A 21,663-nucleotide genomic window follows, 5' to 3' on the forward strand; every position below is an offset into this window, starting at 1 on the left:
CGGCGCTCCGCCTAGCCTGTTGCTCGACTCTGCTGATGAGGAGATGAGCCATGGCTGCGAACGAGGAACTGCTGGCGCGACGACATCAGGCGGTGGTCAGGGGCGTGAGCTACGCCACCCCGCTGTTTGCCGACCGCGCCGTCAACAGCGAAGTGTGGGACGTCGAGGGCAAGCGCTATGTCGATTTCGCCGGCGGCATTGCTGTGCTCAACACCGGCCATTGCCATCCGCATGTGGTGGCGGCGATCCGTGCCCAGCTCGACCGTTTCACCCATACCTGCTTCCAGGTGCTGCAGTACGAGCCTTACGTGCGGCTGAGCGAGCGCCTCAACGCGCTCGCGCCGATCTCAGGGCCCGTGAAGTCGATCCTGCTGACGACCGGCGCGGAGGCGACTGAGAACGCGATCAAGATCGCGCGCGCCGCGACCGGGCGCAGCGGCATCATCGCCTTCACCGGCGCCTTCCACGGCCGCACCGCGCTGGCCAATGCGATGACCGGCAAGGTGCTGCCCTACAAGAAGCCGTTCGGACCGCCGCTGCCCGGGATCTGGCACGCGCCGTTCCCGATCGCCGGCAGCAGCGTCTCGGTCGAGGACACGCTGTCCTACATCAACTTCATCTTCAAGGCCGACATCGACGCCTCGCAGGTCGCGGCCATCATCATCGAGCCGGTGCAAGGCGAGGGCGGCTTCCACCAGGCGCCGCCGGAGCTGATGCGCGGGCTTCGCCGGATCTGCGATGCCCATGGCATCGTCCTGATTGCCGACGAGGTGCAGACCGGGTTCGGCCGCACCGGCAAGATGTTCGCGATGGAGCACTACGACGTGCAGCCGGACCTGATCTGCGTCGCCAAGAGCCTGGCCGGCGGCATGCCGCTGTCGGGCGTGATCGGCCGTGCCGCGATCATGGACGCGGCCGAGCCCGGCGGCCTCGGCGGCACCTATGGCGGCAATCCGCTGGCCTGCGCCGCGGCGTTGGCCGTGCTCGACGTGTTCGAGCAGGAGAAGCTGCTGGACCGCGCCAACGCCATCGGCGACAAGCTCCGCGCTGCGATCGAGCGCTTCTCGCGCGCCAACACTCTGGTTCCAGTTTCCGGGCCACGCGGTCCTGGCGCGATGGTTGCATTCGATATCCTGAAGCAGCGCGGAAGCGACGAGCCGGATGCCGAGATGACCAAGCGCGTGACCCGCGTGGCGCACGAGAATGGTTTGATCCTGTTGTCCTGCGGCGTCACCGCGAGCACGATCCGCATTCTGGTGCCGCTGACCGCGTCCGACGACATCGTCGACGAGGGGCTCGCGATTCTGGAGAAGTGTCTGGCCGCGTGAGCGCGGCCGGATGAAAGTGTAGAGGCTGGAGGCTTGGTGTGACTGGAACTGCGGCGGCTGTGCCGAATGACGTGATGGAGCGGCTCGCCGCCGCTATTGATGCCAACTTCGCCGAGCAGGTCGCTTTCCTGCAGCAGCTCGTCCGCTTCCGCAGCCTGCGTGGCGAAGAGGCGCCGGTGCAGGATTGGCTGGCCGGCGAGTTCGAGACGCGCGGCTACAAGGTCGACCGCTTCAGCCTCGCCGATGTCGAGCTGATGCGACATCCCAAGGCGGCGCCGATGGACAGCATCGCGCTGGACGGCTCGAAGCAGGTGGTGGCCACGCTGGACGGCCAGGGCAAGGGTCGAAGCCTGATCCTGCAGGGTCATATCGATGTTGTGCCCGAGGGGCCGAGCGACCTGTGGAACGATCCGCCCTATGAAGCGATCGTGCGCGACGGCTGGATGATCGGGCGCGGCGCGCAGGACATGAAGGCCGGCGTCTCCGCGATGATCTTCGCGCTCGACGCGATCAAGGCCGCCGGCTTCGTGCCCAACGGGCGCATTCACCTGGAAACCGTGACCGAGGAGGAAAGCACCGGCAACGGCGCGCTCTCGACCTTGATGCGCGGCTACACGGCGGATGCCTGCCTGATTCCTGAGCCGACCGGCCATACGCTGACGCGCGCCCAGGTCGGCGCGATCTGGTTTCGCCTGCGCGTGCGCGGCACGCCCGTGCACGTCGCCTATGCGGAGACCGGCACCAACGCGATCCTCTCGGCGATGCATCTGATACGGGCGTTCCAGGAGCACACCAAAGAGATCAACGCGCGCGCCGCGGCGAACGCGTGGTTCGCCAAGGTCAAGGATCCGATCAAGTTCAACGTCGGCATCATCAGGGGCGGCGACTGGGCGAGCTCGACCCCGGCGTGGTGCGATCTCGATTGTCGGCTGGGCATCCTGCCCGGAGAGACGCCGGCGCAGGCCATGGCCGGCATCGAGCAGTGTCTCGCCAAGGCGCAGGCCGCTGACAGTTTCCTGTCGGAGAACCCCGTCGAGCTGGTGTGGAGCGGCTTCCAGGCCGATCCCGCGGTGTGCGAGCCCGGGAGTGCTGCGGAGGCCGCGTTGTCCGAGGTGCATGCGCGCGTATTCGAGAAGCCGCTCGACGTGCGGCTGTCCACGGCCGTCAACGACACCCGCTACTACACGGTCGACTATGGCATCCCGGCGCTGTGCTACGGACCCTACGGCATCGGGCCGCATGCGTTCGACGAGCGCGTCGATCTCGACAGCGTGCGCAAGACCACGCTCTCGATTGCGATGTTCGTCGCGCAATGGTGCGGGCTGCGGACGGCGTGACGACGACATGATCTCGATTGCGTTGCTCAGCCGCCCGGGTCTGATGGATCCGATGAAGGAGCCTCTCGCGCGCGAACTGCCGGGCGTGACCTTTGCGTCGTGGCCGGAAGAAGCTGCGCGTGAGGCGGAGCTTGCGGTGTGCTGGAAGCCGGAAGCCGGTGCGCTGGCTGCGATGCCAAAGCTGAGACTGATCCATTCGATCGCGGCCGGCGTCGACAACATTCTCTCCGATCCCACCGTTCCGGACGTGCCGCTGTGCCGGATCGTCGACCCCGATATCACCTCGGCCATGACCGAGTTCGTGTTGTGGGGGACGCTGTATTTTCATCGCGACTTCGACCGCGTCATCAGCCAGGCGCGTGACGGTCTGTGGCGGCGCTACGATCAGCGTGCGGCGAAGGACCGGAGAGTCGGCATTCTCGGTCTCGGCGCGCTTGGCACCGCGGCGGCGGTCCGTCTCGTCGATCTCGGCTTCGCAGTGAGCGCCTGGTCGCGCTCGCCAAAGGTCGTCGCCGGTGTGCGGACGTTCAGCGGCGCCGATGCGCTCGGTGAGTTTCTGAGTGAAACGGAAATTCTCGTCTCGCTGCTGCCGCTGACGCCGTCGACCGTGGGCCTGCTCAACGCCGAACGCCTGGGCCGGCTGCCGCAAGGCGCCGCGCTGGTCCTCTGCAGTCGCGGCGAGCATCTGGTCGCGGATGATCTGGTCGCGCTCATCCGCAGCGGTCACCTGCGCGGCGCCGTGCTCGACGTCTTCGAGCATGAACCCTTGCCGTCGGACCATCCGCTATGGCGCGAGCCGGGCGTGCTGGTGACGCCGCACATGGCGGCGATCGCGTCATGGGAGGTGATCGCGCAGCAGGTGGCAGACAACGTCAGGCGGCTCCTGCGCGGCGGAGCGCTGCTGAACGAGGTCGACCGCGCGCGCGGCTACTGAGCGTCGGAGCCGTCAACTATTCGAGCGTCTGAACCGGCGGCGCGACGGGGCCACGCGGGGCGGGAGGCGCTGCAGCGGCGGTCCTCGGCTGGGACGGGGCGCTGCGCGGTGCCGCCTGTTGCTGCGGCTGTGGGGCGGTCATCGCCGCCTGGCTGTCCCGAAGGGGACGCCGGACCTGCTGTGACCGGGCTGCACGGGAGCGGCGGAAGCCCCAGGAGCGTGCGATCGACGGACCCGCGGTGTAGCCGACGACAGCGCCGGCAACCGCCCCGACAGGCCCGAACACGACAGCGCCCGACAGCGCGCCCAGCGCAGCGTCACCGCCGCGACGCTCGTCGGCCAGAGCGGTCGATGCCGTCAGTATCAACGCGAATGCCGTCGCGGCCAGCAGTCTGGTCATGAGATGTCCCTTCGTCGCATCGGCGCCCGAAATGAAGGACAAATGTGGCGATAAGAGCGCGACCCTCAGAACCAAGGCGAAGTGGTCAGCTCCCGAGATCGAAGTTCCGAGCGTGTCTGGCGCGCCACTTCGGCCCTGGGCCGCGCATGTAGTGGCGCTCGGGGCGGTATGGATCAGCTAGCAGCGCGACAAACCGCTTCAAGCGTGCGCCTAGTGCTGACAAGCTGCGGGTTGCCGCCGACGACATGGCGCATTACTCCGTTCAGTGCATCCGGCCGAGCATCGACGAGAACGGCATGGTGAAGATCTCCTCACCGAGATCGTCGGAAATGTGCAACACCCAGTCGCGCCAATCCTCGCCGCCTTCGGTCGAGATCAGCGTGTGCACCACGCGGGCGGCGTGATCGCGGGCTTCGGTGAGATCGAGAACGGAGGTTCCACGCCGATCGATGAGGAACTCATCATCGTTGGAGCAGTGAAAAAACACCTGTGCCATGTTCGGCTCCTCAGTCGCCACCGGCGAATTGTTGTCTACGAGTAGCAGCGCTGCGTCGCGAGCGAAATCGGAACGATCACGTAAGGTAAATTACGGGCTCAGTGTGTGACTTTGGAACCAGCCGCGCCGTGATGCAGGTCACGGAAGCGCATCGGGAGGGAACGCCTCGGCGCCGACGAAGTTGTTGCCAGATCCTCAAAATCCTGGCGCAACAGGAGCACGGCATGATGTCTGAAACCCAGATCCATGTGATCGCGCGGCAGATGCTCGAAATGCACGGTGCCGGAGCCATTGCGCAGGCTGCGCAGAAGGCGCAGGCGTGCGAGAGCAAGGGCGAGTCCGACGAGGCCAGGGAATGGCGCCACATTGCCGACGCCATGAAGATGATGCGTGGGCCGCATCAGAGCTGACCGACTATTGCCGCCGGCCGGCCGCAGGATACGCGGTACCGGGCCGCGACTCTGACGCTGCGGGACCTCGAATTTGCCCGTCAAGGGTCGCGATGTGGAATCTGATCCTGGTTTCCGACCCAATTCCCACGCATGAATCGGGCAAGATGATTCGGCAGCGGATTCGCCGTACGCGGCGGTGCCGGCGCGATCGCAGCCTCGGGGATATTGCCATGGTCTTTTTCAAGCGTGAGCTCAGTCCGGTCGAGATCTTCGAGCGTGCGCTGAAGGACAAGCAGGCTACGCGGCAGAAGCTCACGGAGCGTCTCATCGTTGCCGAGAGGGCGCTCGACGAGAAGCGCGTGGTGGCCGAGCGGCTGGCGAAGGCAGGCGCCAGCAACGGTCAGCTCGATCGCGCCGAGGCGAAGATGCAGGTGGTCGAGCAGAAGGCCAAGGCGCTGCGGGCATCGGTCGCCGAATGCGACGATCAGATGGTGCTGGCGGAGCGCGCGCTCGCCGACGCGGTGGCGCAGCGCGACCGCGATCGTGCAGCCAACGAAATCGAGTCGGTGGCGACAGCGATCGAGCAGGCGGTTCCGCGCTTCGAGATCGGCGCGGCGGCGCTGGTCGATGCCGTGACGCGCGGCCGCGCGGCGCTGAGCGAGGCCAATCGCTTCGCTGCCGATGTCGATGACATCCGTCGCGAGGTGCTCTCGGCTGCTGAACTGATCTGTTGGGAACTGCGTGCGGCTGCAACCCGTGCAAGGGCCGGCAACATCAATGTGGCGTTGCTGGCGCCCCCCGAGGCGAAGCTGTTGCCTGCGCCTGAGACCGACCGGCAGATGATCTATACGCTCAACCCGCTGACCTGGCGGGAAGGCGACGAGGTCAAGCGTGTCGCTGCCTTCACCATGGCCGCGTTGCCCAAGACGCTGCTGCCGCTCGCGCTGGCGCATCAGCATGTCGACTATCTGAATGCGCGGCGGGTTCAGACCCTCATCCATGTCCACGGCAGTGGGCAGCAGCAGGCCGAGCCGATGCCGGATGATCCCGCTCTGGTCGATCTCGACGCGCTCGGTGTGCAGGCGGAGGAAAGCCCGCGGGCCGATGTTGCCTGACGGCGCTGTCTGACAATGGCTGCGGCGTTGCCGCCACTACGTGAGCGTCCCGGCACGCGCCTGATGAAGCGTGGATGGTCGGCTGCGCTGCTGCTGCTGATTGGCATGAGCGTGGCGCGCGCCGAAGATCTCGATGCAGGCAAATCCGGGGCACGACTGTTTGCCGACAGCTGCGCCACCTGCCATCGCTCACCCCGTGGGCTCGCCAAGGGCCGCTTCCGCCTCACCCTGTATCTGTTCCTGCAGCAGCACTACACCAGTAGCGCGGACGCGGCGTCCGCATTGAGCACCTATCTGCAGTCGGTCGATACGCCGGCCGGCAAGCCCGCGCAGTCCGGCCCAAGAGGTCGGCGACCCGCAACCCGCGAGCCGCGACCACCGCGTCCGCCGCTGCCGGTGCGCGGACGTTAGCGGGCGGCCCGCATCCGCAGTTTTCCGGGGCAACCCGATGGGAGTGTGGCCCATACCGGCAACCTGGGCTATGTTCGACGTGCCGAGGCGGCTGAGCAACGACCGGAAGTGCCATATCTGAGGTGGTTCCTCAGGTGGGGTCCTTGACTGGGTCCTGGAGCCCGCTGAGGCGGGGCAGCAGCGATGATGACCTTACCGGAGCTCGCAGCAGCGGCATTGGAGCGTTTCCTGAGCTCCTACATGCGCCGTCGTTTCGGCTCCTCCCACACCCAGCTGTCCGAGATGCTTCCCGCTGCGGCGCGCATCGCGCTCGAATGTATCGGCAACAGCGACGCCCTGTATCACAACGTCGAACATACGCTCCTGGTCACGCTCGCAGGCCACGAGATCCTGCGTGGTCGGGCGCTCCACAGCCACATGACGGCAGAGGACTACGTCCATGTCATCATGGCCTGCCTTCTCCACGATATCGGCTACGTCCGCGGCTTGTTCAGGGAGGACGATGCCGACGGTTTCGTCATCGACATGGGAGGGCGCAAGATCAGCCTGCCGCGCGGTTCGTCCGATGCCAGCCTGATGCCGTATCATGTCGACCGTTCCAAGCTCTACGTGATCAACCGGATCGAAGGCATGGCACCGCTCGACAAGGAGCGGATCGCCTTCGCCATCGAAGGCACGCGCTTTCCCCCGCTTGCCGGCCAGCAGTTCGACGAGGAGCAGTCGATCGTGCGCGCCGCCGATCTGATCGGACAGCTCGGCGATCCCAACTACATTCGCAAGGCCAACGCGCTCTACCACGAGTTCGAGGAGGTCGGCATCAACCGCCAGCTCGGCTACGGCTCGCCGGCGGATATCGTCAACCGCTATCCGCAGTTCTATTGGAACAGCGTCGCGCCGCATATCCAGACCGAGATCCGCTATCTCAACATGACATCGACCGGGCGGCAGTGGATCGCCAATCTCTACGCCAACGTGTTCCGCGCCGAGCGCGACATCCCGCTGTCGGGTCCGCAGACCTGAGATCGGCCCATCGCGCCGATTAGCGCCGGCCGCCGACCTCGTCGATGTGTCCGAGCAGGTCGGCCGGGTCGTCATAGACGCGGATGGCGCCGGACTGCCGCAGCTCTTCGGAACCGTAACCGCCGCTCAGCAGGCCGACGCCGAGCGCTCGGCAGCGGGTCGCCGCCAGCATGTCCCAGATGCTGTCGCCGACGACGACCGAACGCTCGATCGGGACACCGAGCCGCGCGGCGGCGGCGAGAAACAGATCAGGATCGGGCTTTGCGTAACGGACCTCGTCGCGCGTCACGACCGGGCTGGTCTTGGGATCGACACCGAGCGCGGTGAGATTGACTGCCGCGGTTTCCATCCGGCCGCTGGTCGCAATCGCCCAGGGAATGCCGGCGTTGGTCAGGAAACCGAGCAGCTCGCGGGCGCCGGGCAGGGGCCGGACCTGCCGTCCCAAATCTTGATAGGCCGCCGCATGTGCGCGCCTGAGCCGCTCGATCCGATCCGGCTCCAGCGAGAAACCGGTCTCGCGCAGCAACTGGTTGGTGAACAGGCCGCCGCTCATGCCGATCTTGCGATGGATGCGCCAGACCGACAGCTCGATGCTCTCGGCGTCCAGTGCAGTCTTCCAGGCGAGCACATGCTGATAGACGCTGTCGACCAGCGTGCCGTCGAGGTCGAACAGGAAGGCGCTTTCGATGCGCATGGCGGGCTCCGAGCTTGCTATCACAGTGCCAAGCGGCAGCCGCCATTCGAGTTCCTTCCCGTCGGCGGTTCCCTTTCGTCCGAGCCCGCCGGGATGAGGCGCGCGTCACGCTCGCCTCAGAGAAGACGCACCGTCGATCTGGCCGCCGTCGCTCAGCCCTTGGTGCGGATGAAACCGGACAGCCGCTTCTTTTCTTCTTCGCACCAGGCCGGCACGCCGAGATGCCGCTGATCCATGTCGATGGCCTGTGTGGCGACGGCCACCTCGGCCATCAGGTCGTCGTCCTGCTTCTCGCCCATCTTTCCGCCGGTGTGCATGTAGGCGATCGCCTTGCGGACCTTTTCGGTGGTCCCGTCAGGCAGCTGCATGTCCTGCGCCTTCTGGACGAGGTCCTGATAGACGACGTCGGTGCCCGGACATTGGACCTTGGTGGCAAAGGCCTCCAGCACCAGGGTCGTATAGGTATGACGCGGCTCGGCGCTGGCTGGAGCTGCGGCCACGAGCAAGGCCGCAATCGTCAATGTAGAACGCATACCGTTTCGCATACCCTGGCACCCTCCCGTTTATTTGCGGCGAGGCTAGCTTCTGGGCGTGGCGCCGGCAACAACGAGCGCAGTGCAATATCGCGATTTGATCCGGATCCGGGCTTGGCCCGGCCGCCTATTTGCTCAGCCGCTGCTCCTGCTCCTTGAGCAGAACGTCGAGTTCATCGCTCTGCTGCGCCAGGCGGTCGGCGTTGCGCTCCTCGTCGGCTGCGCCCGATTGCGAAGCGGCCTGTTCCGTGATCTGGCGGATGTTGTCGCGCAGGATCGCGATGCGCTCTGCAAGCTCGGATGCGGACAGGATGGTTGGATCGATCAGGCTCATGGATTCCTCGCCAATCTGCTGGTGCGCCGCGCTTGTGAGCCGTAAGGCATCTCAGATCGCGCGCACATCTCAGGCGCGGTTCCATAGCTCGGAAAGCCTCGCTGCGACAAGTCCGACGACGCGGACGCCAACCGCGTCAGCCTGCAGTTCGGACTTGCGCAGCGCGTTCTGGCAGCGCGTCAGCGCACCGGCATGGGCGGACGCACCACCGGCTGATCCGGATCCGCCGGCGCCGACTGCAGCGACATCGGCGCGGGCGGCGGTGGAACCATGTTCGCCGCCGGCGAGACTGGTCGCGGTCGATGGGCTGGGGCAGCTGCTGCGGGCGGCGGCGTGATTGCTGCCGTTGTCGGCCGTGGGGCAGGGCGCGGCCGCAGCGTCTGCTCGATGGCGCGGGGGTCGAACGATCTTGCCTCCGCGGTCCGCTCCGTCGGCCTGGCTTCGGCCACCCGCGCCACGTCGCGCGCCAGCTGTTCCTGGCCCGTCTTGAGCTGGGCAAGGCCCGTCTTGAGGTCGCTGATCTGCTGGCTCAGGGCGGCGAGGTCGTGCGCCATCGACTGCAGCAACTGCGCCTGTTCCAGGGATGCGCCAGCCGCCGCCGTACCGGTTGCCGGGTCCTGCGCTTGCGCCTGTGTCGCTGCGGCCGTCTCCTGACCTGATGTCGCGGCCGGCGGCGCAGTGCCATCCTTGTCGGCGCTCGAGACGAGCGAAATCCGCGGCATCCAGTGCGCGATCATCTCCTGGGCCTCGTCGCCATAGCTCTGCCAGGCGGCTGCGGCGACCGCACTGCCGACCGCGAACAGCACGGCAAGCATGGTGCGCACGATCCAGGTTCCGACCTTGCTGCGCTCACCCGCGGCGGCAAGCCCATTGGTCGCCTGCGACCTGAGCTCGGGATCGATCTTCGGCGATGGCATCTCCGGCGGCCGATAGGAGGCGCGCCGGTCGGGCTCGGCGCTTGCGCGATCGGCGCGGGCCGCCAGGACGATTTCGGCGTCGATCACAGCATGAGGCTGCTGATCGGCTTCTTTCGTGGTCGTCGTTGCAAGCATTGACGCTCCGTCCTCCGTTGTCGTCCGCGTCCGCAGCGGCGCTCGATTCCGTACCAACGCCACGAAACGATCGGCGGCGCGCGGCCGCGTCAGCACAGAACCTGGATACCGGTTGTCCCTCGCGCCCACGCAACCTGCATGCGCACGGCGATCAGTCTTCGCCAGAGCCGGAGACCTCGGAACGTCCCACCAGCGTTCCGCCGTGTCGAAGCTCAGGCCATTCCCTGTTTGCTCCACACCTCGTCATATCCGCCCAAACCAAGGCGAAGGCATGACGGTTGCGCGATGCATGCGACCTCCACCTCTGGCCGCATGGCCGAGCATACCCCGAATGAACGACGAAGGCTATGCTGATGGCGTTTCACGACGGAGACGCGGCCCGGCCATCCTTGCCGACCCATGCGGCAAATTTGAAGTTCCGATCGGCCCGTTGTGCTCAGCGCGGGAGGATGTCGTCGGCAGGCAGCCAGATCTCGCAGCGCAGGCCACTCGGCTCGAAGCGCCTGGTGACGCGCGCACCGACATCATAGGGCAGCATCTGTTCGAGCAGCACCGTTCCAAAACCCTGCCGTTGAGACGTGAGTGGTCGGCCCGACATGCCGGTCTCGGTCCAGTCGATGACGAGCCAGGTGCTTGCCTCGCTGTCATCGAGCCGCCATTCGATCTTGATGAAGCCGCGCGGCACGGTGAGCGCGCCGTATTTCAGCGCATTGGTCGCGAGCTCGTGCATCGCGAGGCCGAGGCTCTCGGCCGTCTTCGCCTTGATCCGAAGCGCGGGGCCGGACAGCGAGAACTGCCTGTCCTCGCGTGCGGCGCCGGCCCGCAATTCGTCGGCGATCAGTTCGGCGAGATCGAAGCCCGCAAGAGGATTGCGCGTGACGGCCGCCTGGATGCGTGCGAGCGCCGTGATGCGGCCCTCGAGATGGCTCGCGAAATCCTCGACGCTGGTGCTGCTGTCTCCCGTGCGCCTGACGATCGAGCGGATCACCGCCAGCATGTTGCGCACCCGGTGCTGCAGCTCGGAGAGCAGGAACTTCTCGTGCTCGGCGGCCGAGATCAGCGCGGTGATGTCCTGGGTGATGCCGCCGATTCGCTGCACGTGCCCGGAGTCGCCGAGCACGGGGAAACTACGGATACGGAGCCAGCGGAGGCCTCCATCGGGCTGCCGCTCGATGCGGAAGTCGCAACTGACGCGCTCGCCTCGCCCAGCGCGGGCGAGGTCCTCCAGCACGTGTGGCCGATCCTCCGGCAATATCAGTTCGGTCCAATGCGCGAGATGATCACCCAGCAGCACCGCAGCGCGCGGAACGCCATAGATTGTCTCGAACGCGGGGCTGAGATACTCCCACTGCAGGCTGCTCGCGTCGCGGATGCACAACACGTCCGAGGACGCCTCGCCGAACTGGCGAAAACGCGTTTCGCTCTCGCGCAGGGCGGCTTCGGTCCGCTTGCGGTCGTCGATGTTCATGGCGAGCTCGACGAGGGTGCCGTCCCCGATGTCGCGGCCGGCGAACATCATCCAGGCGCGCTCGCCATTCTTGCGAAAATACTGCTTCTCGTAGGGGCCGATCCGCCCCGTCCGTCGCAGCATGTCGATCTGCGCCGCGGAGCTGCCGACCCATTCCGGCGGCGTCAGGCTCTGCCATGTCAGCTCGCCGTTGTTGATCTCCTCGCGTGAATAGCCGGTCATCGCGAGGAAGGCGTCGTTGGCATCGATCAGCGTGCCCGCGGCGTAATCGAAGAACAGCACGCCGACCGAATCGATCTCCAGCATCCGCCGCAGCCGATGCTCGCCCGGTTCGCTCCGGTCGGAACGACTCTGTGCCGGGGCGGGGGGGCGAGGATGGCGGATGTCGTCGCAGCTCAGACCGTCGCAGCTCAGACCTGCGGCGAGATCGGAGTCGGACTGCGCCAGCGCCAGGACGTCGTCATCCACCTCGAGGTCGGGGTGCGCGTCGGCCCAGAAATGCGCCATGCGCAGATAGGCCAGAAAGGCAGTCAGATGCTCGAAGCTGGTGTCTCCGAACGCATTGCGGATCGCCAGCCGCGACCGGCCGGCGGCCGCGGCCTGCATGAACAGGGCGGCTGCGGCATCCAACAGATCGGCTTCGTCCTCGCTGCCGGGCTCAGGGATGTCCAGAGGCCGCCGGACGGCTTCGAGACGTGTCAGCGCCGCAGCAACGCGGGCCGTTTCGGCAACGGGACGGGAGAGCAGTCGGCGGGCTTCGTCGATCGTCTCCGGGCGGCAAGCCGGGTCGCCTCCGGGACGTCCGAGCCCGACCAGGAAACCGAAATGGCGGGCGAGGCAATAGGGCTGAAGGCACAGACGCGAAAGGTGGACGGCAAGCCGTTCCTTGAACAACGGCGGCAGCGGAGCATCGAGATAGGCGCATCTTGCGAACTGCCACAGCTGCCGCGTCGTCTCCGGTGCCGCGGGTGGTGACCGGAACAGGTTGGGCATCACCCCAAGGCGCAGCACGATCTCCAACTCGAATGAGCCGCTGTCCTCAGAAGGCTGTTCGATCATCGCGATTTCCCGAGCAGCGCCTCAGCCGGCCGGTATCGCGATATCCGCGCGTGCCGACGCTCAGGTCGCCTCATTCATTCGCATCGAGCTGACGACCTTCCCGGTCCAAATGCAAGTAGTTGGCGTTGAACAGACCGGCGCTCATCAGGCGCTCGAGGTCCGGCAGGACCAGCATCTTGCCCTTGAGCACGATCAGATTGCTGGCCCGCAGCTCCTGCAGCGTGCGATTGACATGCACCTTCGACAGGCCGGTCGCCTCGGCGAGATCGGCCTGCGTGAGCGGGAAGTTGCAGCTGTTGTCGTCGGCCAGTCCAGCAAGGCGCAGCCGGAAGAAAAGCTCACACAGCAGGTGGGCCATGCGTTCGGACGCGGTACGTTGGCCGAGATTCATGGTCCATTCGCGCTGGATGGCGGCATTGACGAGCGTCTCCCACCAGAAGGCGGTGGCGATGCGCGGATACCCGGCGCTGATCTCATCGAAGAACTCGCGCGGCAGGTCGGCGATGGAGACCGGAGTGATCGTGCCGATCGAGTGATCCATCTCGCGCAGGATGAAGATGTTGAGGTCGCAAATGTCGCCAGGTAGGAAGAACGACACGATCTGGCGGCGGCCGTCCTCAAGCTGCTTGTAGCGGCAGGCCCAGCCGTTCAGGATCAGATGCACGTCCTTCGGTTTCTCGCCCTCGCGCGCGATATCAGCGCGAGCCGCAAAAGTCCTGACCCGCTGCGCCGACGCGCGGTTGAGCATCAGGCGGTCCGCTGCAGAGAGGCGGACGAAGTTCTCAAGCTTACGGACCAGATGACTCAAGGAGCGGTTCCCCCAGCGTGCTTATAGGGGGTCCAGGTGGAGCTGCTTCAATAACTTATGTTAGCATAGTGCCTCGTAAGCCGCAGCATCGCCACGAGAGCATGGGACGCAGAGCATGCGTGCGGTGATGCCGTGCTGCTGCACGCTGCGATTGTGGAAGACGGGATCTCCCTGACCGACTATCGGGCGTCGTTACAATCCGGCACGGCGCCGCGCGTGTTCGGTCCGGCCCCGACGGTCGACGGCGGTTCGACGCCATCGCGGGACGGTCGGTTCGCTTCATCATGCTCGACGTCAGATGGCGCGACCTTGCGGGGCAGCTAAGGACATATCCTAAGATTGGCTGGGATCTGGATCTGCCTCATCTATCGCGTTAGCCAGCCCCTTCCGCGCGTTCCGCAAGGTCTCGGAGGGCAGCTCACCCGCCACCTGGCGGTACTCGGAGGCAAAACGCCCGAGATTGCCAAAGCCGCATTTGAACGCGACCGAAACCACGCTGGTCTTCGTATCAGGTTGTCTCAGTAACTCCGACGCCCGCTGAAGTCGCACGCGTCTTGCGAACTGGCCGGGTGATCCGCGTCCCGTGTCTGAAAATTCCCGGAAGATCGACCGGACACTGACATTAGCGATGCCCGCGATCTTCTCCAAATCCAAGGGTTGATCCCAATGGGTCTCGATGTAGGACTCGACCATGTCGACGACCGATCGATTGACGCGCTGCGGCGCATTGCGCAGGCGTTGGCTGAAGTTGTGCTGGTGTGCCAGGAGGAGTCGAGCCATCAAGCTCCGCTCAAGTTCCGCCATCGCTATCAGTGAGTAGTCCTTTCCGAACTTCTGCAATTCCTCAGCAAGCGTGAAAACATCCTGACGGACAAAGGCCATAACAGTCGGGTCGGGAAGATCCGCGTCAAACCTCAACTTCGTATCGCTGTCGTCGCCGAGTATTGCTTTCAGCAAGCCCTCCAACGCAGCCGAATCGACCCTGACAACTAATTGGCGATAGCCGGCGGGAAAGTCCAAATCCAGCCTCGATTCGCCCGATATCATCGGGCTCCAGACCGCGATCGCCTGGCCGACTCCTCTTGCCCTGTAGTGCGCGGTCCCCTGGATCGAAAAGAATTGTCTGAAGATCGTCGATTCCGGAAACGAGAGTGACGCCGCACCCGCATATGAGCAGTACGCCAGCCCCATCGAACCCAGTCGCGCAAGGTTGGCCTGAATGCCGAAGTCGGCGTTCTGGCATTCAAAACGATCGACTCCGTACGCGCTGAACAGGCGATCGCGAGCGAACTCGCTGTCTCGCGAGCGAAACAACGGATATCGATCGAGATATGAGATACCGCCCAATCGATCCTCGAATTCCGCCCGGTGGCTCCGACGCGACCGTTCATCGGTCGTCGTGCCGGAATCCGCCATGGTGTTGCCGAAAGCGACACCCAGTTCGAATCTACTCAATTCCGGTATCCGGGCCAACGCCTGTAGACGAGCCGAGGCGGAATCTTTTGCGGGCTCGAGCTGCGAACGACGCGCGCAATGGTACGAGCGTGGACAGCTCAAGGTAAGTCGGTAGCCTGCGCTGCTTCGCAAATGTCTCGCGCGCGGAAAGCCCGTGAAAATACGGGGCGACACATTGCGATTGAGTCAATCGCAATGGCGGAATTCGGCCATTGTGTCAGCTATCGGGCAAATGAATTGAAAAGTCGAATTAGCTACTGTTCCGGCCGCCTGGGATCGGAGGCGCTGCGGGTCCTGCGCGGCATTTCGATCTGAGGTCGGGATAGTCCGGGAGGCGCCCCGCGCGCAACAATTCGGAGATGAAGTGAATGTTCGGCCGGAAATCAAGCAAAGGCGACGCACAGGCGATGATCGATGCGATCAGCCGCTCGCAAGCCATGATCGAGTTCGATCTTGACGGCACGATCCGCGGCGCCAATCAGAACTTCCTCGACTGTCTCGGCTATCAGCTCAACGAGATCGAAGGCAAGCATCACAGCATGTTCGTTTCGCAGGGCGAGCGGGACAGCGCTGCCTATCGCGAGTTCTGGGCAGGACTCAATCGCGGAGAATTTCAGGCGGGCGAGTTCAAGCGGATCGCCAAGGGCGGCCGCGAGGTCTGGATCGAGGCGTCCTACAATCCGGTGCTCGACGACAAGCGCAGACCGGTCAAGGTGGTCAAGTTCGCGACCGAGATCACAGAGAAGAAACTCCGCAGCATGACGGACGCCTCCAAGCTCGCCGCGGTCGACCGCGCGCAAGCTGTGATCGAATTCAAGCTCGACGGAACGATCGTCGGCGCCAACCAGAACTTCCTCGACGCGCTGGGTTACAGGTTGGATGAGATCCAGGGGCGGCATCACAGCATTTTCATCGAGCCGTCGCAGCGCGACAGCGCTGCCTATCGCGAGTTCTGGGCGGCCCTCAATCGCGGCGAATTTCAGAGCGGCGAGTTCAAGCGCATTGGCAAGGGCGGCAAGGAAGTCTGGATCCTGGCTTCCTACAATCCCGTGCTCGATCCATCCGGCAAGCCGTTCGGTGTCGTCAAATTCGCAACCGATGTCACCGCGCAGAAGATCAAGAATGCCGATCTTGCCGGCCAGATCGATGCAATCAGCAAGTCGCAGGCCGTGATCGAGTTCAACATGGACGGAACGATCATCACGGCGAACGACAATTTTCTTCATGCGCTTGGATACAGCTTGGCCGAAATCAAGGGCAAGCACCACAGCATGTTGGTCGATCCGTCGGAGCGCAACAGCGGCGACTATCGCGAGTTCTGGGCGAGCCTGAATCGCGGCCAGTACCAAGCTGCCGAATACAAACGTATCGGCAAGGGCGGCAAGGAGGTTTACATCCAGGCATCCTATAACCCAATCCTCGATCTCAACGGCAAGCCTTTCAAGGTCGTCAAATACGCCACCGACGTCACCAGACAAGTGCTGGTTCGCATGGGTAACGAGCGTGTTCGCGCGATGATGGAAACGGTGGCCGCGGGGTCGGAGGAGCTCAATGCATCGGTGCGCGAGATCTCGGAAGCCATGACGAAATCACGTGAGACGGCGATGGGGGCCGTGAGTCAAGTGGCCTCTGCGGATGGCCAGGCCCAGCGACTTTCTGATGCCGCCCAGGCCATGAGCGGCATCGTCGAGATGATCAATAATATTACCGGGCAAATCAACTTGCTGGCGCTGAACGCGACCATCGAATCAGCCCGTGCGGGTGAAGCCGGTCGTGGTTTTGCGGTCGTCGCCGCCGAGGTCAAGAGCCTCGCCAACCAGGCCAAGCAGGCCACCGACAAGATCGGTCAGGAAATCGAGAATCTCAACAGCATATCGGGCGACGTCGTGATGGCTCTCAATTCCATCAAACAGGCGATCAACAACGTCAGCGAGTACGTCACCTCGACGGCCGCGGCAGTCGAAGAGCAGAGCACGGTGACGAACGAGATGTCGTCCAGCATGGCTCGCGCGGCGGCCGAGGCGCAGGCCTTGGCCGGTCGGGCCGCTGCTTGAACGCCTGGACAACTGACGGCTGGGCTCTGGAGCCCGGCCCCATAGCCATTGAACGGTTGGGTTCACGACTAGGCGCTGGCGAGAAGACCGTGGCCGATATCCTCGACTTTCCTGTCCCCGATCCATCGCGCTTCAGCACGTGTCGCGCAGATGCGATCTCTCGGGCGCTCCTACATCCCCACATTGATCGCCTCCAGCAAGAGCTGAACCGGCAGCGCCAGGCCCTGGACGAATTGGACCTGCTCATCGGCTCGGATCCACCTCTCGCAGCATTGCGTATCGAAAGCGCAAAGGTTCGAGAACTTATCTCTACTGCCGAGAGCAAGCTCGGAGCGATCCTTTGAGACGAGTAAGCGCGAGTATGCAGCAGGGCGACGCGGTCGCTGGGGCCGGTGCTGCCGCCTGACACTCGATGATCGCCATCACGACAACCTTCGGCCGTTTCGCCGGGGGCGGCAGCGCCCTCGGCTCCACCGCACGTCGCCGCTCGGCAGCGCGTAGAGCGGGCGTGGGTGCTGCAGGCCGGTGGCCAGCGCCGCGATCTTCAAACCCGGTGCCACCGTCGGAGTCTCACCGGGTTTCGACGACCACGTAGTCGTTCTCGATCACCACCGGAAAGCGTTCGGCCACATAGGGGCCTTTCACCAGGCTTGCGCCGGGCTCACGCTTCACGTCGTAGCTGCGCAGCCGCGTGGTGCGCGGATCGCACCACGACTGACCGGTGGCAAGCTCGAACTCCCAGCCGTGCCAGGGACAGCGCAGGAACTCGCCGTGACGTTCGAGACGGTAGTCACCGGGACCGGACGATTGCGCGATACCGGTAACGACGCCGGTGCAGATCCGGGCGCCGCCGTGCGGACAGCGGTTGAGCAGCGCGTGCAGGCGACCGTCGACGTTGAACAGTGCGATCTCGCGGCCGTCGACGAACGCGGTCCGGCGCGACCCCGGCGGCAATTCGTCCGCCGAACAGACGACGTGGCGGCTCATGAGAGGCGATACAATGCCATTGCATTGTCCCTGAAGATCTTGCGGCGCTGGGTTTCGGTCATCGGGAATTTGAAGGAGAAGCTGGGATTGTCGTAGTCCCAATGCGGATAGTCCGACGAGTAGAGCAGGCGGTCCCAGCCGATCCAGTCGATGATCTCGACGAGATGCCGCGCATGCTCGGGCTCCTCGATCGGCTGCGTCGTCCACCAGATGTGCCGGCGCAGGTACTCGGACGGCCGCTGCTTCAGGTGCGGCACTTCCTTGCGGAACTTGTCGAAATGCTTGTCCATGCGCCAGGCCAGCGCCGGGGCCCAGGCGAAGCCGCCTTCGACCAGCACGACCTTCAGGCCGGGGAAGCGCTCGAACACGCCGCCAACAATGAAGCTCGCCGCCAGCGCTTCCATGCAGGCGACGAACACGTAATGCTCCTGCAGATAGTAGGTCGGCCAGCCCGAGCCGGTCGACGGATGCCCGCCATTGTAGCCGACCGGGTGCAGGCCGATCGGCAGGCCGGCCCGCTCCGCGGCCGCGTAGATCGGCCAGTAGCGGGGATGGCCGAGCGGGTCCGACGGGCGCGACGACAGCATGATCTGCACGTAACGGCGATCAGCGGCGCAGCGTTCGATCTCGGTCACCGCGGCCTCGGGAAATTCCTGCGGCACGACGATCCCGGCGCGCAGCCGCGGCTCCTGGCGCACCCAATGGTCGATCTGCCAGTCATTGGTGGCGCGTGACATGGCGGCGGCGAACTCGGGATTGCGCTCCTCCATCCCGCCCTTGCTGAGCGCCATCAGCAGCCCGAACTCGACATTGACGGGATCGAGATGCTGCTTGCGCAGCATGTCCAGATCCGAGCCCGCCGGGCCGGCCGAGGGAAGCGCATCCGTGCGCATGCCCGCCGCCATCATGCGCGGATACATCAGCGTGCTCGACAGCGCCTGCCGCACATGCACGCCATAGGTCTGGTAGTGCTCGCGCCAGCGCGGTTCGAGATAGGGAAGGAGCTCGCCCGGCGTGCGGTGCGCGGGATGGATGTCGCAGTCGACGACGGCCAGCGTCTGCCGTGCCTGCTGCTCCAGGAAGGGGGCATTCATCAGATGGTCTCCTCGATCGTGGCGGCACCACCGAGCGCATCCTGCGCAAGGCGCGGATAGGTCGCCATCGCGTTCTCGATCAGCACCTTTCGCAGCGCAGGCAACCCGTCGGGCAGCACGTCGTCACCGTCGAACTGCCAGTGCGGATAGTCGGTCGAAAACAGCAGCATGTCGTCGGAGCCGATGCGCTCGACGGTTTGCGCCACCGCATGTGCATCAGGCGCGTCGAACGGCTGGGTCGTCAGCCTGAGATGCGCGCGGATGATCTCGGACGGCCAACGGTCGATCCATGGCGTTTCGGGCCTGGCGCCGCGCCAGGTCTTGTCGGTGCGCCACATCGTCACCGGCAGCCAGCTGACGCCGGATTCCAGGAAGACGAATTTCAGTTGCGGAAAGCGCTGGAACACGCCTTCGGCGATCAGGCTCACGGTCTGGTTCTCGAACGCCTGCGCCTGCGCGATATAGTCCTCGAACTGATAGCAGGGCCAGCCGACGATGGTCGGCGCATAGCGATAGGTGCTGCCGGCATGAACGGCGACGACCAGTCCGTGGCGCTCTGCGGCCGCGTAGATCGGGAAGAACTCGCGGCGCCCGAGCGGCCGTTCGCCCATCGCCAGCATCAGGATCTGGACGAAACGCCCATCGGAGGCGAGACGCTCGATTTCTGCGAGCGCCTGCGTCAGATCCTGCGGATGGATCAGGATGGAGCCGCGCAGCCGCGGCTCACGGTCGAGCCATTCAGCGCGCAGCCAATCGTTGACCGCGCGGCTCAGCGCTGCCGCCATGTCGTCATTGTGGAGCGCGACGCAGCCATGGATGACGTTGGCGATGGCGAATTTGACGCCGAACGCATCGAGCGCCTGGGAGCGCAACGTGTCGAGCGCCGTTCCGGCCTGCGATGCGCGCCAATCGGCGCGCTGGCTGATCGGCGCATTGGGCGGATAGCTCATCATCGCGAACGGCATCCGGTCGATCGCGCGGTTGACGAGCTGGTCGCGCCAGTAGTCGTCGAGGTAGGGCAGCAGCTGCGCGATCGTCGGTGCAGGAACGTGCAGATCGCAATCGATCGCGCCCGTGTAGGGCATCCTCATCGTCGGCTCCGTGGCTCTCAGCTTGCGTTGGCGTGTGCGGCGGCCGGTCAGGCTGGCGCAGCCTGGTTGACCTTGTCCGGCCCGGGCGCGGTGAGCGTCCGGCGGCGCTGTGAAAGCCCCATGGCGACGACGCAGCTCGCCATCACCAGGGGCGGCAGCGCGGCCAGAAGAAACAGGTTCGATGCGGGCAGGTGCTGCGCAATCAGCAGTCCCGCGATCAGGGGACCGCCGATCGATCCGATCTTGGCCACCGAGAGCGCCCAGCCGACGGCGGTCGCCCGGTTGGCACTGGGATAGAATTGTCCGACGGCGCTGTTCAGCCCCTGGTGGCCGCCGACGACGAAGAACCCGACACACATCATGGCCGCCAGGAAGCCGGTATCGCTGAAGCCGGCAAGGCCGAGCGAGGCGACCAGCGGACAGGCGATCATCGGGACGGCGGCGATCGCGAGCACGCCGAACCGGTCGAGCACCCAGCCGGCGAGCAGCGCGCCGACGGCGCCGCCGAGGCTGAACATCGAGAGGCCGAATGCCGCCTGTGCCGGCGTGTAGCCCGATGCCTCCGCGAGAATGGGGGTCCAGCTGTTGAGGAAGAACATCGTCATCGAGCTCGCGATATAGGCGGCCCACAGCAGCGGCGTGATGATCGCGAGCTTGCCGTCGAACAAGGCGGTCAGCCTTGCGAGCGGGCCGCTGCCAACCGGGTTCGGCTCCTCCTCCTGAACCACGAAGCGGCTGGTCGGCTGCGCGTCGAGCCCGGGCTCGATGCTGTTGACGATGCGTGCAACCTCGTCGGGCCGCCGGCCCTGCACCACCAGAAACTTGATCGATTCCGGCAAGGTGAAGAAGCTGACGGTCGCTGCGATCAGCGGCAGCACGCCGCCGATCCAGAACACGATCTGCCAGCCGAGATGCGGCACCAGCCAGGCCGCGATGAGTCCGCCGGCGCTGCCGCCGGCGACATAGCCGAGCATGATGATCGCGACCACGGTGCCGCGATAGCGGCTCGGCACATATTCGAGATTGAGCGAGAAGCACAGCGGCGCGAGTCCGCCGATGCCGATACCGGCCAGGAAGCGCAGCGCGATGAGCATGCTCAGGTCGTCGGCCCAGACCGTCAGCAGGCTGAAGCCGCCGAAAGTGATGGTCGATGCGACGATCGCGAGGCGCCGTCCGATGCGGTCGCCGAGATAGCCGAAGATCAGGCCGCCGACGAGAATGCCGAACACGCCGGCGCTGAACACGACCCCGAGCGTGGCCTTGTCGATGCCCCAGTTGCGGATGATGGCCGGCGCCGCAAATGCCATGGCGTGCAGGTCGTAGCCGTCGAGGAACATCATCGTCGTGGAGAGGATCATGACTTTGAGCACCAGGCCATTGCGACGCTGGCGCTCGATGACGTCGCTGACGTCAATGACGGCGGTGACACTCACGGTCGTTCCTTCCCCAGTTGCCGTTCGTTCGCGACGGCTTGTTGCAAACCGCTCTGGCGACAGCCGGCCTCCCTGGGGGACAGCCAGCGTCGGGGCGCAACGTGGGGGATGCATCCGCGGCCAAAGCAGTTTGCAGCTGCAGGCTATTTGCTTCGGGATCGAGAGAGA

The 21,663-nt window shown here is 65.1% G+C and carries 22 protein-coding genes and 1 pseudogene; 9 read left to right on the forward strand and 14 right to left on the reverse strand.

All coding sequences use genetic code 11. The features are described from left to right. The first annotated feature begins 50 nt into the window (after positions 1-50). From gabT to LQG66_RS03300, 3 genes are read left to right on the forward strand one after another with little or no spacing between them, the layout of a single operon-like run. Positions 51-1,328, forward strand: coding sequence for a 4-aminobutyrate--2-oxoglutarate transaminase (gene gabT / locus LQG66_RS03290; protein WP_231323370.1), 1,278 nt, complete (start codon positions 51-53; stop codon positions 1,326-1,328). A gap of 38 nt (positions 1,329-1,366) precedes the next feature. Next, positions 1,367-2,665, forward strand: coding sequence for an ArgE/DapE family deacylase (locus LQG66_RS03295; protein ID WP_231323373.1), 1,299 nt, complete (start codon positions 1,367-1,369; stop codon positions 2,663-2,665). A gap of 7 nt (positions 2,666-2,672) precedes the next feature. Beyond that, the gene (locus tag LQG66_RS03300) at positions 2,673-3,599 is read left to right on the forward strand and encodes a 2-hydroxyacid dehydrogenase (RefSeq protein ID WP_231323375.1); all 927 of its coding nucleotides are present in this window, start codon (positions 2,673-2,675) and stop codon (positions 3,597-3,599) included. Between the two features lie 16 nt (positions 3,600-3,615). Here the strand turns inward: LQG66_RS03300 and LQG66_RS03305 are convergent, their stop codons facing one another. Both LQG66_RS03305 and LQG66_RS03310 read right to left on the reverse strand, forming a co-directional pair. After that, complete coding sequence (locus LQG66_RS03305; protein ID WP_231323377.1) at positions 3,616-3,999, reverse strand: hypothetical protein; 384 nt, start codon at positions 3,997-3,999, stop codon at positions 3,616-3,618. A 262-nt stretch (positions 4,000-4,261) separates the two neighbouring features. Then, a complete protein-coding gene (locus LQG66_RS03310) occupies positions 4,262-4,495 on the reverse strand; it encodes a DUF6894 family protein (RefSeq protein WP_231323380.1) in 234 nt (77 codons plus the stop codon). 227 nt (positions 4,496-4,722) lie between these two features. On the opposite strand from LQG66_RS03310, the gene LQG66_RS03315 reads away from it, so the two are divergent. The 4 genes from LQG66_RS03315 (at position 4,723) to LQG66_RS03330 (ending at position 7,433) form a co-directional block, all read left to right on the forward strand. Next, a complete protein-coding gene (locus LQG66_RS03315) occupies positions 4,723-4,905 on the forward strand; it encodes a hypothetical protein (RefSeq protein ID WP_231327676.1) in 183 nt (60 codons plus the stop codon). A 212-nt stretch (positions 4,906-5,117) separates the two neighbouring features. Next, positions 5,118-6,002 (forward strand): hypothetical protein, encoded by an 885-nt coding sequence (locus LQG66_RS03320; protein WP_231323382.1) that lies wholly within the window; start codon positions 5,118-5,120, stop codon positions 6,000-6,002. A gap of 63 nt (positions 6,003-6,065) precedes the next feature. After that, entirely contained in the window at positions 6,066-6,413 is a 348-nt protein-coding gene (locus LQG66_RS03325; RefSeq protein ID WP_231323384.1) for a cytochrome C, read from the forward strand. Between the two features lie 183 nt (positions 6,414-6,596). Further along, positions 6,597-7,433, forward strand: coding sequence for an HD domain-containing protein (locus LQG66_RS03330; protein WP_231323386.1), 837 nt, complete (start codon positions 6,597-6,599; stop codon positions 7,431-7,433). Positions 7,434-7,452: 19 nt separating this feature from the next. Here the strand turns inward: LQG66_RS03330 and LQG66_RS03335 are convergent, their stop codons facing one another. From LQG66_RS03335 to LQG66_RS03365, 7 genes are all read right to left on the reverse strand, one after another. Next, the gene (locus LQG66_RS03335) at positions 7,453-8,127 is read right to left on the reverse strand and encodes an HAD family hydrolase (RefSeq protein ID WP_231323388.1); all 675 of its coding nucleotides are present in this window, start codon (positions 8,125-8,127) and stop codon (positions 7,453-7,455) included. Positions 8,128-8,279: 152 nt separating this feature from the next. Then, positions 8,280-8,660 carry a hypothetical protein gene (locus tag LQG66_RS03340; RefSeq protein WP_231323391.1) on the reverse strand — a complete coding sequence of 127 codons (381 nt, stop codon included), beginning with the start codon at positions 8,658-8,660 and terminating at the stop codon, positions 8,280-8,282. A gap of 127 nt (positions 8,661-8,787) precedes the next feature. Further along, positions 8,788-8,994 (reverse strand): hypothetical protein, encoded by a 207-nt coding sequence (locus LQG66_RS03345; RefSeq protein WP_231323393.1) that lies wholly within the window; start codon positions 8,992-8,994, stop codon positions 8,788-8,790. A 179-nt stretch (positions 8,995-9,173) separates the two neighbouring features. After that, positions 9,174-10,046, reverse strand: a complete 873-nt coding sequence (locus LQG66_RS03350) for a hypothetical protein (RefSeq protein WP_231323395.1) — start codon at positions 10,044-10,046, stop codon at positions 9,174-9,176. A 436-nt stretch (positions 10,047-10,482) separates the two neighbouring features. Next, on the reverse strand, positions 10,483-12,573 hold the full coding sequence (locus LQG66_RS03355; protein WP_231323397.1) for a sensor histidine kinase: 2,091 nt from the start codon (positions 12,571-12,573) through the stop codon (positions 10,483-10,485). Positions 12,574-12,643: 70 nt separating this feature from the next. After that, the gene (locus LQG66_RS03360; protein WP_231323399.1) at positions 12,644-13,381 is read right to left on the reverse strand and encodes a Crp/Fnr family transcriptional regulator; all 738 of its coding nucleotides are present in this window, start codon (positions 13,379-13,381) and stop codon (positions 12,644-12,646) included. Positions 13,382-13,714: 333 nt separating this feature from the next. Continuing rightward, entirely contained in the window at positions 13,715-14,836 is a 1,122-nt protein-coding gene (locus LQG66_RS03365; RefSeq protein WP_231323401.1) for a helix-turn-helix transcriptional regulator, read from the reverse strand. A gap of 368 nt (positions 14,837-15,204) precedes the next feature. Between LQG66_RS03365 and LQG66_RS03370 the strand changes: the two genes are divergently transcribed. Together LQG66_RS03370 and LQG66_RS03375 are read left to right on the forward strand one after the other, a co-directional pair. Further along, positions 15,205-16,890: a methyl-accepting chemotaxis protein gene (locus tag LQG66_RS03370; RefSeq protein ID WP_231323403.1), complete on the forward strand. Its 1,686-nt coding sequence runs from the start codon at positions 15,205-15,207 to the stop codon at positions 16,888-16,890. Between the two features lie 89 nt (positions 16,891-16,979). Next, on the forward strand, positions 16,980-17,234 hold the full coding sequence (locus LQG66_RS03375) for a hypothetical protein (RefSeq protein WP_231323405.1): 255 nt from the start codon (positions 16,980-16,982) through the stop codon (positions 17,232-17,234). 17 nt (positions 17,235-17,251) lie between these two features. Here the strand turns inward: LQG66_RS03375 and LQG66_RS03380 are convergent. The 5 genes and pseudogenes from LQG66_RS03380 to LQG66_RS03400 form a co-directional block, all read right to left on the reverse strand. After that, a pseudogene (locus tag LQG66_RS03380) lies at positions 17,252-17,471 on the reverse strand (PQQ-dependent sugar dehydrogenase); the annotation flags it as partial. Further along, the gene (locus LQG66_RS03385) at positions 17,461-17,877 is read right to left on the reverse strand and encodes a Rieske (2Fe-2S) protein (protein ID WP_231323407.1); all 417 of its coding nucleotides are present in this window, start codon (positions 17,875-17,877) and stop codon (positions 17,461-17,463) included. The gene LQG66_RS03385 and the pseudogene LQG66_RS03380, both read right to left, overlap by 11 nt. Continuing rightward, positions 17,874-18,971, reverse strand: a complete 1,098-nt coding sequence (locus tag LQG66_RS03390) for an amidohydrolase family protein (RefSeq protein WP_231323409.1) — start codon at positions 18,969-18,971, stop codon at positions 17,874-17,876. The genes LQG66_RS03385 and LQG66_RS03390 overlap by 4 nt, the downstream gene beginning before the upstream one ends. Beyond that, positions 18,971-20,062 (reverse strand): amidohydrolase family protein, encoded by a 1,092-nt coding sequence (locus tag LQG66_RS03395; RefSeq protein WP_231323412.1) that lies wholly within the window; start codon positions 20,060-20,062, stop codon positions 18,971-18,973. Before LQG66_RS03395 ends, LQG66_RS03390 begins: the two co-directional genes overlap by 1 nt. A gap of 47 nt (positions 20,063-20,109) precedes the next feature. Beyond that, entirely contained in the window at positions 20,110-21,495 is a 1,386-nt protein-coding gene (locus LQG66_RS03400; RefSeq protein ID WP_231323420.1) for an MFS transporter, read from the reverse strand. Between the last annotated feature and the right edge of the window lie 168 nt (positions 21,496-21,663).

It is taken from the genome of Bradyrhizobium ontarionense, from assembly GCF_021088345.1.
GTDB classification, from domain to species: domain Bacteria; phylum Pseudomonadota; class Alphaproteobacteria; order Rhizobiales; family Xanthobacteraceae; genus Bradyrhizobium; species Bradyrhizobium ontarionense.

Excerpts from the sequence above, each read along its gene's own strand:
- LQG66_RS03300 (WP_231323375.1), top strand. The coding sequence starts at position 2,673 with ATGATCTCGATTGCGTTGCTCAGCCGCCCGGGTCTGATGGATCCGATG.
- LQG66_RS03335 (WP_231323388.1), bottom strand. The coding sequence starts at position 8,127 with ATGCGCATCGAAAGCGCCTTCCTGTTCGACCTCGACGGCACGCTGGTC.
- LQG66_RS03370 (WP_231323403.1), top strand. The coding sequence starts at position 15,205 with ATGTTCGGCCGGAAATCAAGCAAAGGCGACGCACAGGCGATGATCGAT.
- LQG66_RS03340 (WP_231323391.1), bottom strand. The coding sequence starts at position 8,660 with ATGCGTTCTACATTGACGATTGCGGCCTTGCTCGTGGCCGCAGCTCCA.
- LQG66_RS03385 (WP_231323407.1), bottom strand. The coding sequence starts at position 17,877 with ATGAGCCGCCACGTCGTCTGTTCGGCGGACGAATTGCCGCCGGGGTCG.
- LQG66_RS03345 (WP_231323393.1), bottom strand. The coding sequence starts at position 8,994 with ATGAGCCTGATCGATCCAACCATCCTGTCCGCATCCGAGCTTGCAGAG.
- LQG66_RS03355 (WP_231323397.1), bottom strand. The coding sequence starts at position 12,573 with ATGATCGAACAGCCTTCTGAGGACAGCGGCTCATTCGAGTTGGAGATC.
- LQG66_RS03310 (WP_231323380.1), bottom strand. The coding sequence starts at position 4,495 with ATGGCACAGGTGTTTTTTCACTGCTCCAACGATGATGAGTTCCTCATC.
- LQG66_RS03315 (WP_231327676.1), top strand. The coding sequence starts at position 4,723 with ATGTCTGAAACCCAGATCCATGTGATCGCGCGGCAGATGCTCGAAATG.
- LQG66_RS03305 (WP_231323377.1), bottom strand. The coding sequence starts at position 3,999 with ATGACCAGACTGCTGGCCGCGACGGCATTCGCGTTGATACTGACGGCA.
- LQG66_RS03350 (WP_231323395.1), bottom strand. The coding sequence starts at position 10,046 with ATGCTTGCAACGACGACCACGAAAGAAGCCGATCAGCAGCCTCATGCT.
- gabT (WP_231323370.1), top strand. The coding sequence starts at position 51 with ATGGCTGCGAACGAGGAACTGCTGGCGCGACGACATCAGGCGGTGGTC.
- LQG66_RS03390 (WP_231323409.1), bottom strand. The coding sequence starts at position 18,971 with ATGAATGCCCCCTTCCTGGAGCAGCAGGCACGGCAGACGCTGGCCGTC.
- LQG66_RS03320 (WP_231323382.1), top strand. The coding sequence starts at position 5,118 with ATGGTCTTTTTCAAGCGTGAGCTCAGTCCGGTCGAGATCTTCGAGCGT.
- LQG66_RS03330 (WP_231323386.1), top strand. The coding sequence starts at position 6,597 with ATGATGACCTTACCGGAGCTCGCAGCAGCGGCATTGGAGCGTTTCCTG.
- LQG66_RS03395 (WP_231323412.1), bottom strand. The coding sequence starts at position 20,062 with ATGAGGATGCCCTACACGGGCGCGATCGATTGCGATCTGCACGTTCCT.
- LQG66_RS03325 (WP_231323384.1), top strand. The coding sequence starts at position 6,066 with ATGAAGCGTGGATGGTCGGCTGCGCTGCTGCTGCTGATTGGCATGAGC.